12 protein-coding genes are annotated in these 12,366 nt (G+C 30.8%); all 12 read right to left on the bottom strand.

The window, feature by feature from the left end:
• Positions 1–18 precede the first annotated feature (18 nt).
• From neuC to J3495_RS06945, 12 genes are read right to left on the bottom strand one after another with little or no spacing between them, the layout of a single operon-like run.
• On the bottom strand, positions 19–1,140 hold the full coding sequence (gene neuC / locus J3495_RS07000; RefSeq protein WP_210665838.1) for a UDP-N-acetylglucosamine 2-epimerase: 1,122 nt from the start codon (positions 1,138–1,140) through the stop codon (positions 19–21).
• Positions 1,141–1,193: 53 nt separating this feature from the next.
• Positions 1,194–2,303 carry an acyltransferase family protein gene (locus tag J3495_RS06995; protein ID WP_210665837.1) on the bottom strand — a complete coding sequence of 370 codons (1,110 nt, stop codon included), beginning with the start codon at positions 2,301–2,303 and terminating at the stop codon, positions 1,194–1,196.
• A 34-nt stretch (positions 2,304–2,337) separates the two neighbouring features.
• A complete protein-coding gene (locus tag J3495_RS06990; RefSeq protein ID WP_210665836.1) occupies positions 2,338–3,378 on the bottom strand; it encodes an N-acetylneuraminate synthase family protein in 1,041 nt (346 codons plus the stop codon).
• 8 nt (positions 3,379–3,386) lie between these two features.
• A complete protein-coding gene (locus J3495_RS06985; RefSeq protein ID WP_210665835.1) occupies positions 3,387–4,058 on the bottom strand; it encodes an acylneuraminate cytidylyltransferase family protein in 672 nt (223 codons plus the stop codon).
• A gap of 10 nt (positions 4,059–4,068) precedes the next feature.
• On the bottom strand, positions 4,069–4,992 hold the full coding sequence (locus J3495_RS06980) for a glycosyltransferase family 2 protein (RefSeq protein ID WP_210665834.1): 924 nt from the start codon (positions 4,990–4,992) through the stop codon (positions 4,069–4,071).
• Between the two features lie 3 nt (positions 4,993–4,995).
• Positions 4,996–5,997 carry a glycosyltransferase family A protein gene (locus J3495_RS06975; protein ID WP_210665833.1) on the bottom strand — a complete coding sequence of 334 codons (1,002 nt, stop codon included), beginning with the start codon at positions 5,995–5,997 and terminating at the stop codon, positions 4,996–4,998.
• Positions 5,994–7,142: a glycosyltransferase gene (locus J3495_RS06970; RefSeq protein ID WP_210665832.1), complete on the bottom strand. Its 1,149-nt coding sequence runs from the start codon at positions 7,140–7,142 to the stop codon at positions 5,994–5,996. The genes J3495_RS06975 and J3495_RS06970 overlap by 4 nt, the downstream gene beginning before the upstream one ends.
• 15 nt (positions 7,143–7,157) lie before the next feature.
• Positions 7,158–8,045 carry a glycosyltransferase family 2 protein gene (locus J3495_RS06965; protein ID WP_210665831.1) on the bottom strand — a complete coding sequence of 296 codons (888 nt, stop codon included), beginning with the start codon at positions 8,043–8,045 and terminating at the stop codon, positions 7,158–7,160.
• A 19-nt stretch (positions 8,046–8,064) separates the two neighbouring features.
• The gene (locus J3495_RS06960) at positions 8,065–9,048 is read right to left on the bottom strand and encodes a glycosyltransferase family 2 protein (RefSeq protein WP_210665830.1); all 984 of its coding nucleotides are present in this window, start codon (positions 9,046–9,048) and stop codon (positions 8,065–8,067) included.
• Between the two features lie 38 nt (positions 9,049–9,086).
• Positions 9,087–10,568: a glycosyltransferase gene (locus J3495_RS06955; protein WP_210665829.1), complete on the bottom strand. Its 1,482-nt coding sequence runs from the start codon at positions 10,566–10,568 to the stop codon at positions 9,087–9,089.
• Positions 10,569–10,573: 5 nt separating this feature from the next.
• Positions 10,574–11,098 carry a methyltransferase domain-containing protein gene (locus J3495_RS06950; protein ID WP_210665828.1) on the bottom strand — a complete coding sequence of 175 codons (525 nt, stop codon included), beginning with the start codon at positions 11,096–11,098 and terminating at the stop codon, positions 10,574–10,576.
• Positions 11,082–12,353 carry an ABC transporter ATP-binding protein gene (locus tag J3495_RS06945; protein WP_210665827.1) on the bottom strand — a complete coding sequence of 424 codons (1,272 nt, stop codon included), beginning with the start codon at positions 12,351–12,353 and terminating at the stop codon, positions 11,082–11,084. Before J3495_RS06945 ends, J3495_RS06950 begins: the two co-directional genes overlap by 17 nt.
• Positions 12,354–12,366: the final 13 nt, after the last annotated feature.

The raw sequence follows: 12,366 nt of genomic DNA, 5'->3' as shown, positions 1-12,366 counted from the left end.
TATATTGCTGTTATAGAATTAATTCTCTCTAAATTGTTTTTGATGATTAAGCTCCCAAATCTCGGCTTTTTTAAGATATTGAAGAAATAATTCAGCACTATTTCCATGACCAAAATCATCGTTTACAGCTTGAATTTGATGTGAATCAATTATTGCTAAAGCTTCTTTAATCTTTTTTTGCGTGTAATCGGCATGAATAATATCTGCATGAACTGCTCTGTTTTGCTGGCGAGTCCCAATATTTATAATAGGGATTCCGTAATATGGAGCCTCGCGAATTCCGGCGCTGCTGTTGCCAATAATGAACTGACTATTTTTTAACAAAGTCAAAAAATATTCAAATCGCAACGATGGAAAAATTCTGAATCTTGAGTTATTTTTTAATTTTTGATAGGCTTCAAGAATAAACTGACTTCCCAAATCGTTATTCGGAAAAATAACTACATAGTTGTGACTGTCATCTAATAGTGAATCTACAAAGGTTGCTGCATATTTTTGCATTTCCTTAATTTCGGTCGTAACAGGATGAAACATAACAATAGCATACTGCTCAAAATCAATTTTGTAATATTCTTTTGCTGTTCTTAAATCCGGTAATTGATCCGAAAACATAATATCAATATCGGGAGAACCAATCGTAAAAATGGAGTCTTTAATTTCTCCCATTTGCAGCAATCTTTTAGCAGCCTGCTCATTCGAAACAAAATGAACGTGGCTCAATTTGCTCACGCTGTGACGAATTAATTCATCAACTGTTCCTGAAACCTCACCGCCTTCGATATGAGCAACCAAAATATTATTTAACGATCCTACGATAGCTCCTGCAAGGGTTTCTACACGATCTCCATGCACCACAATCATATCAGGATTAATGGTTTTACAATAATTTGACAGACCTTCAATTGTTTTTGCAAGTGTCAAATCCATTGTTGTTTCGTGGGTATGATTTTCGAATGTAAAAACATTCTTGAAACTACAGCGCTCAATTTCGATCAAAGTATAACCATAAACTTCCTGCAAATGCATGCCTGTAACAAAAACAAAAACTTCAAAATTTTCTTGTTTCTCAAGTGTTTGAATTAATGATTTTATTTTTCCAAAATCGGCACGAGTCCCTGTTAGGAATAGGATTTTTTTCATTTTTTTTAAAATTACAATCCTGAATCTATCAGAAAGGAATATAAGTGTAACAATTAATTTATTCGATTTGAAAAATATTTTTCTCTATAATTTAAAAAGAATTTTTCTATTTTAAATGTCATAAACAATCCGACTAAAACACTCATAATTGATGTTATAAAAAAAGATATCATTGGACCTAATAAATTATTAAGAACAAAATTATTTATTAAATTGAAAAGAAAATTTATAAAACTATGAATAATATAAATACTATAAGATGAAAAACCAATTTTACTTATTATATCTACCAATTGCCGTGAAAAAACTCTGTTAAGTTTCTTATTTATGTCTTTATCTAATAAAAAATGAACAAGCAAAATAGCAAATGAAATATAAAGAAAAGAGAAACCAAATGTTCTTACAAAAAAAGATTCTTCGAAATCTATAAAAGGCGTAAATAAAATTAAACTAATTGACAAAAACATCAAAAGATATTTCTTTGAGTTAAAGAAAACACTTAGTTTTTCTCTTTTGAAATAATACAAATAAGAAACAAGAACTCCTGCCAAAAGTGAATCCATCCTCAAATGTGACATTGTGAAATTTTTATCTCCATTTCCCTGAAAATAAACATTGCTGATCAATCTTAAAGCTAGACAAGCAATCATAATTACAAAAATTACGATTTCAAATTTGCTGATTTTTTCTGCTAAATCTTGTTTTAAATCAATCCACTTATATTTAATCACTGACCATAATAGCAGAGCAAAACCAAAATAAAAATGTTCCTCTACTGCCAAAGACCAACTTGGTACATTAGCATAACCCCATCCATAAACATAATTCTGAACAAAGAAAAGATCAGAAAAAAGTCCAGACCATTCAAATTGATGTTTTATTATTTTGGGTATGAGATATAAAAAATAAGTTAAGTAATAAATTGGATAAATTTTAAATGCTCTTCTTATTAAAAACAAACCCGGCTTAATATTGCCAAATTTCAAATATTCTTTAAATAACAAACCTGAAACCAGAAAACCACTCAAAACAAAAAATAAGTCAACACCTATCCATCCCATTTTTGATGTAAAGTCGAATAACTGCTGATGACGCATTAAAACGAGAATAATAGCGATTCCTCTTAAAAAATCAAGTTCTCTTAATCGGGTATTTTGTTTCAAAATTATAAATCTAGGTTAGAAATGGGAATGGGATTTATTGAATATCGTCCCAATCTAATTGTTCATCATTTTGAATATCTCTGGCAGCCGTTTTTCCAATCAGATCATTAAAATGTTCTGCTAAAATCTTCCCCGTTCCTGGGCGTTTTACCCAAATATTTTCTTTCGATAAAACTTCGCCTTTTTTAATAGGAGCTATTGCACAAACAGTTGCAAATGCAAAATCAATTGTTACTTGTTCTTCAATAGCCGGTTTTTTTGTTCCGCCACGCATTAAAGCCATTTCTGCAGAAGATACAATAAGTTCCTGACACGCTTTTTCATCCATACTACAAACGATATCCGGGCCTGTTCTTTGCATGTGATCTGTAAAATGCCTTTCTAAAATGCTTCCGCCAAGGGCAACTGCACCTAAGCAAGCATTATTATTCAGGGTGTGATCGCTCAACCCAAAAACTTTGTCCGGAAATGCCTGATGCAATTCTACCATTGCACCAAAACGAACCAAATGTATTGGCGTTGGGTACAAATTTGTGGTATGCAGAAGCGCTACCGGAATATTGAATTTATCAAAAATAGCAACTGCTTTCTGAACACTTTCTATTGTATTCATACCTGTACTTAAAATAACGGGCTTTCCAAAAGAAGCAATATGTTCTAATAACGGATAATTATTACATTCTCCAGAACCTATTTTATAAGCTGGAATATCAAACTTTTTTAAGCGTTCTGCGGCAGCTCTGGAGAATGGTGTCGAAATAAAAATCATGCCTTTGCTTTCTACATAATTTTTAAGTTCTAACTCTTCAGCTTCGTTTAAAGAACAGCGTTCCATGATTTCGTAAATAGAAACATCGGCATTGCCCGGAATTACTTTTTTGGCAGCTCCGCTCATTTCATCTTCTACAATATGAGTCTGATGTTTTACTACCTCAACTCCTGCTCGATGAGCTGCATCTACCATCTCTTTGGCCACTTGCAAAGAGCCCTCGTGATTAATTCCGATTTCTGCTATGACCAAAGGAGGGAAATCCTGGCCTATTTTTCTTCCTGCAATTTCTATGTATGGGTTCATAAAGTAGGTTATGAATTAATTTTTATATGTTTATTGAATACATATTCGGCGTATTCGAAATCCTCTTGCGTGTCAATATCAATTTTGGCAAAAATATGATCTATTACGAATGGAAAAGCATTTTCTGAAATAATTTTATCCTCTAAAATCAATTTTGCTTTGCTGATATATAATAATCCGTTTTCATAAAAAAGTGGTAATAGATCCTGACTTCTTTGTCCGATTTTATAATTAAAAGGAACAAATTTTTTATCTTCAATTTTGCCGAATTTTTGATGATTCTGGCTAACTGTAAACAAACTATCACATTTTTTTCCCAGATAATAATCGAAAGCTTCTCTTAACAAATTTTCTGACCTTAACGGATTTGTGGGTTGCAATAATACTACATTTTCAACATCATCAATTTGCTCTAATACATTTTTAAGCGCAGTAACTGTGGGCTCTAAATCTCCGGAAAGCGCTTTCGGTCTGTCCATGACTTTGACACCCATTTCTAATGCTATTTTTTTTATTGCTGCATCATCCGTCGAAACATAAATTTCGTCTATTATTTCGCTATTCGCCTGAGCGAATAAAATACTGTGTGCCAGTAACGGCAATCCGCCAAGCAATTTTATATTTTTTTGAGGTAATCTTTTAGAACCTCCTCGGGCAGGAATAATAGCGATGGTTTTCATTTAAAAAGAATTACGTTTTTGCCTTTTCTTTTGGATTCCAGTACAGTTTAGTTTCTTCTAAATTTTGATAGTTTTCGAATTCTCTTAAAGACAATCTGTTGGCATTTTTGATAATTTTCGGAATTGATATCACTACATCAAATAAAGCCAAAATTAATGCTTTTAGCGCTTTAAAATCTCCTTTAAAAACTTTTGTTTTAAGCTGTATCCAAATAGTATAAAATAGTCTCCTCGGAATATGGCGAATTGGGTAAAACAAAAAATACAAATACCAGCCGGATCGCAAAGAGCGCCTTAGGCGAATCGTATAATCTGCGTTTTTTTTTCTTCCTTTAATATCCACTCTATGATTGACCAAAACTTCTGGCAAATAATGTATTTCCCAGTTTTTTTTGAATAACTGATAAGAAGCAAAATCTTCTTCTCCGTAAAAAATAAACCAATCCGGATAATCCGGAATTTCACGCCAGGCTTTCATTCGCCATACATGACCGCAGCCAACAAAGCTCTTCATTCTGTGAGAGTGCTCTTCAGAATAAGTGATTTCCGGTTCTTTCAAATTCCAAAAAACTCTAAAACCAAGAAGCGCTATTTTAGGATTTTTATCGAATGCTTCTTCGATAATCTCCAACGGATTTTGAGTAATAAAATGCAAGTCGTCATCAATAGAAATAGCATATTCAGAACTCACCAACGATAAAAGCCGATTTCGGCTGTAAATTAATCCTTTACTTTTCTCATTTCTAATTAATAAAATCTTTGGATAATTTGCCTCAATAAAATCTGTCGTTCCATCCTCCGAGCCATCATCGCAAATAAGGCATTCTACATCTTCCCTACTCAATAAATAATTAATTTTCAGCAATGTAAAAACCAAATCATCCTTACGATTTTTGGTAGTGATAAGGATAGAAAACTTTTTTTTGGCTTGCATTATCTACTTCTTAAGTTCTTTAGCATAAAGCAATGCAAATGCTTTTTTTACAATCATTTTTTTTAAAACATATTTTTTTTTGCTAAACCTTGAATTGAATAGATCTGATAAGACTTCCGTCTTTCCTATTATTTTGTTCTTTTTGTAATCTTTATTTTCTGACTGAACATCCAGCATCCATTCTTCTACTGTATTGCCTATGTGATAAGCAAAATTATGAATAGTAGACAACCTCAGCTTTCCTGCTTTATCAATTGGTACATCTACATAATTGTGTTCAGAATTACCTCCTACAAGAGTTAAAGACGGATTTGATGGTGAGGTAGTAAACAAAATATCCCGATCTATAGTAAGCACCTGGTGAGCACTACCAATGATTGCAGTTATTCCCCTGTTTTCTACTACTGGCCATTTAATATTTTCATCCTCATCTAAATCCCAATTAATGCTTGTTAAAAATTTATTATAGCTCTCAAAGTTTTCAGGTATTGGAATAAATTTAAATTTTATTTTCCTCAATAAAATCTGCTTTAAAACAGAACTTGTACCTGCGTATAAGCCTGTTCGCACAGGTATGGGCGATACAGATCCTGCATTAGGAAATGCCATAAAAACTTCTTCGACTTTTTCCTGCCATCCATAATCAAATAATATATCTGCATCTGTAAGTGTGATATACTTTTCTCTTGCACCTCTTGCTGCTCCTATTTGCGCATCGATTTTACCAATATTTACGTTGTGCGATATTAATGTATCTATTTTTTTTTCTTTTAGATAGATCTGTAAAATATCAGATACCTTATCATAAGACCCATTGTTAACTACCGTAATAGCCGCAGAAGAATTGATTGTTCTTATTAATGAATCTAAACATAGTTTAAAAACATTTAATGAATCTTTATAAAAACCCTCTTCGTTAGGAATATACACCACTATTACTATTCTATGATTGGTTGTCAAAATCACTTTCTTTTCCTCTTTCTGAGGATTCATTCCTAATCTCATGCTTCTAAAACTTTATCAATTGATTTTAAATATTTTATCGAAATAGATTCAATAGAATATACTTTTTTATACTTATTTCTAAGGCTCTGACTTATTTCATTCAGAAATTGGTAATCAAGATTTTTAAATCTATTAAATTCTCTTTCAAATGAATTATAATCATTAATATCAAACCAAAAATCATTTAAAGTATGTTGCAATCTTTCCTCCATAGCTCCCACTTTTGTCGAAATAATTGATTTTGCTGCTACCATGGCTTCAATGCCAACTAGAGGTCCAGACTCCTCCAAAGATGGAATAATTAAACAATCTATTTCACTAAAAATTTTGTCTAAATCCTCAGATTTTATAAAACCAGTAAACTTTATTTCAGGAAATGATGCGTATTTTAATTGTAATTTTTCCTTTAATTCACCGTCTCCTACAATAGTAAGATTATCCATTTCTCCTTTGCATCTCATAAAAAAATCTATTGCTTCTTCAAAACCTTTTTCGGCAGACAATCTTCCTAGCAACAAAAAATTAGTATTGCTATTATTATTGACTAAAGAAAGTAATTTATCTTCGATGAAACTACATTGATCAATTATTTTATAATTTTCTAATTTGAGTTTTCCAGCATTACTAATAGAATGATGAATAAACAAATCTACATTATGAAGGTAGTCAAACTTTATATCCTTAATTTGCCCAGTCGTTCTAAAAACCACTTTAACATTGTATTTTTTTGAAAAAGCGACAATATCAGTAATATAATTGGAAGATAAATTTGCACATATAAGTACAGCGTTATACTGTTTTACTAATTCTTCAAGAATGTTATTTACTTTTTTATCATATTTAAAATAACGCTTAACGACTACATTATTAGCATAATTTCTAAAACTACCTCTAAAACGATTTTTCAAATAAGCTAAAAAAGAAAGTGTTTTTATAGTAAAATCATCATTACATAATAAGTCATTTAAAGAAAATACCTTTTGATTTTTATTAAAGCCAAATACTTGTGATTGATCAGAAACTACACTGGTAGTACAAACATCAACATCATACTGTGTAGACAGAATTGAAGCTATAAAACCTGCTTCTAATTCTCTCCCGCCAAAATCTCCAATTGGACCAAATAACAGTATTTTTTTTTTCATTATTTTAAATCAAAATCATTTAAGAATTTTCTTTCTGAGATCTCTTATGACATTAAAACCCAAACCACTTTTCAGACCGTAAAAAACACTTTTACAAATTACTTCCAAAAGGCGATATCTTTTGATTGACTTAGAGTAACTTATCAAATACAAATATGATTTATATAAGTAAAGATTTGTTTGAAAACCTCTTATTGCTTTTAAATTATTAGAAATATGGCTCCAGCCTTTTAACAAAAGATCAAATTGTTGTTGAGATCGGATGGCACTCGTGTTATCATCATGAATTCTGCAACCCGCTAATACCTGAGGTACCATCATCACATTTGGATTTTTTTTGCATATCTCAGAGAAAAAAACTGCATCATCATTAGGACTGTCTATCCACTCAATCCCGGTAAGCAGATCTCTTGAAACAATCCATGAAGCTGTAGCAATAAATCCTCCACTTTGACCAAGTTTTTCAATTAATCTTCCAACAGAAAGATTTCCCTCTTCAAACATCAGATCAAACGGAAAAGTATAATCTTCATTTACATTTGTTCTAAATTTTTTCCACTTTGAAATTGAAACCTGATGATTAAAATTTTCTTTTATCAAATTTATCTGAGCTGAAAATTTATTAGCGAACAAAAAATCATCATAGTCTAAAAACTGAACAAAAGTACCCCCAGCAACTGATAGTGCTTCGTTTCTTGCATTATGTCTTCCATTTTTTGTTTCTAAATAAATAATTCGTGCGTCATCAATATTTAAAAAATCTTTACACTCCCGGATGCTTAACCCCCCGTTACATGCTATTATTATTTCAATTTCTTTATAGGTCTGAGCCAAACAACTTTCTAAACACATTTTAAAAAAATTGGCTGTTTTGTGTACAGGAATTATTATCGAAACCAGCATTTGTAACACAGTAGTCGAATTAAATTAAAGTTTTAATTTTTAACTTCAGATTTTTATAAAATTTATACTCTTTGATAAACAAATCAAAAACAGATAAAAGAATCAAGCCACCTTTAATTTGATCTTTATTTCTAATTAAAAACAGCGCTTTCTCATATCTTAGAACTCTAATTTGCTTTTTATTTAATTCTATTAAAGCAATCTCGTGAGAATTTTGTTTCAAAAAGTAATTAATCATTGTTTTTCTCATTGCTATTAGTATTTCTATAGTAACAAGTCTTTTCTGAGTTTTGGTTGATCTAGCTATTACACTTTGAGAATGGAATCTAAAATTATTCTTCGAATCTGACAGGAAGGCTATTTTTTTATTTAAAATCAACTTCGTGTAAAACAACCAATCACCATTACATTTCAAATATGAATCCTCATCTAAAGGGCCTATTTCCATCACTCTAGATTTTCTAAAAAGTACAGCACTTGCATTAGGGATAACATTTCGGTAAACTAAAAATCGTTTAATGAAATCATTACCAGATAAGATGAAATCTTTATTGAACAATGACGTATCAAATCTTTTCGTATATTCAATCCAATTACCATAAACTTCTCCCCTTTCATCCACTCGATTAGATTGGCAATAAGATAACACGACATTTTGATCTTTTAGTAATGGTTGTATTAATCTATAAAGAAAATCGCTCGTACAAAAATCGTCAGATTCTGCAATCCAAATATATTCTCCGCTTGCCAAATTTATTCCTTTATTCCATTGAACAAAAGTATTTCCTGAATTTACTTCATTCATAATACAATGAACAACTTCTCTTCTTTTGGCATACTCTAAAATTATTGCTCGGCTATTATCAGAGCTACAATCATCAATTAATATAACTTCAAAATTAGGATAGTTTTGACTAAATATACTATCTAAACGTTGAATTAAAAATTTCTCGTGATTATAATTTGGCACAATCACAGATATTAATGGAGTAACTTGATTCAATTTTATATTATTAAAATGAGTATTAAAGTAGTGTCGAATTACTTTATTTTTAGAATTCTTTTAAAAATTTTCCTTGGATTCTTATAATTTCTCTTAATGAATCTATAAAAACGATATAGCTTATAAGAAATTCGAAAAACTTTACTATTTTCATAATCGTTCTTTTCTTTTTTTAAAGATAAATATGAATCTTTATAAAATAGCATCAGTTTTTGTAATAAAAGAACATTATTAGCTTGTGAATCACTATGTTGTCTATATTCCAGATTAGTGTTTTTGGCTTTTTTAGCATCCCAACCTTTCTCAACAATTCTTTTAAAGAGGTTATAATCCTCTGGCATCTCACTCTGAATGTAACCTTGTACACTATCGTAGGCTGTTCTTTTAAACATCGAAGAACCATGTATTATGTTAGACTGATTTAAAATATCCAGTAACTCAAATCGAGAATTTGTTTCAGGGAAAAAAACTTTAAAAAAACTATTATTAATAATTCCAAAATGTCTAAAATCTGGTAAGAGTTCATAAGCCATTTTTGCTCTTGGCCCAAAAAAAGTATAATCCGTATAAGCAATACCTATTTCTTCACTTTTATTTAGAATTTTGATACATTCTTCAACATAATTACTTAATAAACGGTTATCTGCCCCTAGAAAAAAAATAAAATCTGCCTTTGTTAATTTAATTGCTTCATTGAAATGTTTAACAATCCCAAGATTAGTTTCATTCCTATTATACTTTATCAATCCAGGAAATTTTTTTACATATTCTTGCGCAATAATTTGAGTTTCATCCGTTGAGCAATCATCTGAGATTAATATTTCATCTGGAATAATTGTTTGTTTAATTACTGACTCAATTGCTTCAATTAAAAACCGTCCATAATTATAGCAAGGAATTATACATGCAATGGTATTTTTCTTTAAGGAAGTATGGTTTTCTACTGTAAGTCTATTAAATCGATATTTATCAAATTCATCCCCTTGGTTACATGATAATGCCCCTCTAAATCTTAATTTAACTTCATTCACAACTAAATCATTAAACTCTCCATGTGGGTAGGCAAACCAGTCGAATCCATTTATATCTAAAATTTTAATTTCTTCGGGGACAGTTAATTCTTCAATTATGACTTCTAAATCACTAACATTTTTTAAGTTGGGATGACTCTTCGTATGCCATTGTAATCTACCTCCTCCTTCAACAAGTTTTAACAATTCAAAAGAATTTGTAAACTTGGTTAATGGCTCGACTGAGTCAAAAGAATTATCATATCCCACATAATCAGAAGTTAGAAAAAGTTCAAAAGGATAATTAAAATGTTTTAAAATAGGTAATGCATATTCATATATATTTTTATAAATACCATCGAAAGTTATTACTACATGATTTTCATTTTTACAATCATAATCATTCAAATAAACTACCTTTTTATTTGATAATTCTACCATCTGTCTATAAAACTCATTTACAGAAACCCACCACATGGTTGGTGTATCAGGATGGATTTTGTGATACATTAAAATCATTTTGAATATATTTCTAAATTATGTGTAAATTCTCTGTAATCATAAAACACTTGATTTATTTTTAAATACGGAAACTGACAAGAATACCATTCATTTATATGTACAGAAATTAAAATTCCATTAGACTTTAAAATTTTATCTATTAATAAATAAATAAGTGATGACGAGTTTCCAATATATTGCGGATATAAAACTCCTGTAATTATTATTAAATCAAATTTAATATCAAACAATTTGTCAATTTCGAAAATCGAACCCGTTGAATAAATAACATTCTTATTATTATTTTGTGCATATTTTATGGCTGTTTCCGAAATATCAACGCCGTAAACTTTTTCACCTGGTAAATCTTTTGTAACAAATCCCTGTCCACAACCTATATCCAAAACATTCTTGTATTGCATTTTTGGTATTTCGTCCAATAGAATTCTTTTTCTTAATGCATCATGAACATTATCATTATATCCCCAGGGATCTTCGATATCATTCCATTTTTCTAAATCTTCAATTTTTTGTAACATCTTTTTTACTCCAGTTATGTTCTACAATTATCATCCCCCACTCAGGGTCTATTGTCTTTCCAGTACCAAATATATCACTATCTTCAACATCAAACTCTTGTACATTTTCTATATAATCTTCTAAACCAAATATAGAACTTACAAAACAATTTAGTTTATAAGTACCCTTCACTAAAGGCATGTTGGGAATTTCACATAATATTACACCTGACTCAGATATGTCATTTAATTGATCTTTAAACGTTGAAGACAGGCTAATTATCCTATTTTCTTTATAATCCCATATACTCAAACCAAATTCATTAATCCTAGAATTTTCAACAACCGTTTTATAAAAGAGCTCAATTATCATATTTGAACCAGTCATTATTTTTTCGTAGTCTTGAATTTTTACATCTATTATTTTTACATTTCCAGTTCCAAGTCTGTCCTTCCTATCAATGAGACCAATATTATTATTTTTGGTAGATAAATATCTCTGAATCGATTGATCAATACCTCCATCAAAAACAACTTTTCCATGTTCCATGACAATTCCTCTTGTACAGAGGCTTTTTACCGCTGCCATGTTATGACTTACGAACAAAACTGTACGTCCCTCACCCTTTGAAATATCCTGCATCTTCCCAATAGCTTTTTTCTGAAACTCAGCATCACCCACCGCAAGTACCTCATCGATCACCAAAATTTCAGGCTCTAGAAAAGCGGCAACAGCAAACGCCAAACGAACTGTCATTCCGGAACTATATCTTTTTACGGGGGTATCTATATAGCGTTCGCAACCTGAAAACTCTATTATCTCAGCAAGTTTGGAGGTAATTTCTTTTTTGGTCATTCCAAGAATGGCGCCGTTTAAGAAGATATTTTCTCTTCCGGTCATTTCTCCGTTAAAACCGGTACCTACCTCTAAAAGTGAAGCAATTCTACCACGAGATTTAATACTTCCGGTTGTTGGAGCTGTTACTTTTGAAAGTATTTTTAGCAAAGTAGATTTTCCAGCACCATTTTTACCAATAATACCTAAAACTTCACCTCTTTCTACCTCAAAATTAATATCCTGCAAAGCCCAAACATAATCTGAAGAACCTTTTGTAGAACGGTCATTGATCTCGCCAATTTTCAAATACGGATTTTCTTTTCCTCTTATCTGGTGCCACCAGCGATTTATGTCATGGCTTAATGTTCCGGTACCCACCTGTCCTAAACGATATTGTTTAGAAATATTTTCGGCTTTTAATATAATGTCTTTACTCATTTTTTCTTTCGCT

Origin of the sequence: Flavobacterium geliluteum, assembly GCF_017948595.1 — a bacterium.
GTDB classification, from domain to species: Bacteria; Bacteroidota; Bacteroidia; order Flavobacteriales; family Flavobacteriaceae; genus Flavobacterium; species Flavobacterium flavipigmentatum.
The sequence above is the reverse complement of the archived record's forward strand: the minus strand, read 5'-3'. Positions and strand labels throughout refer to the sequence as shown.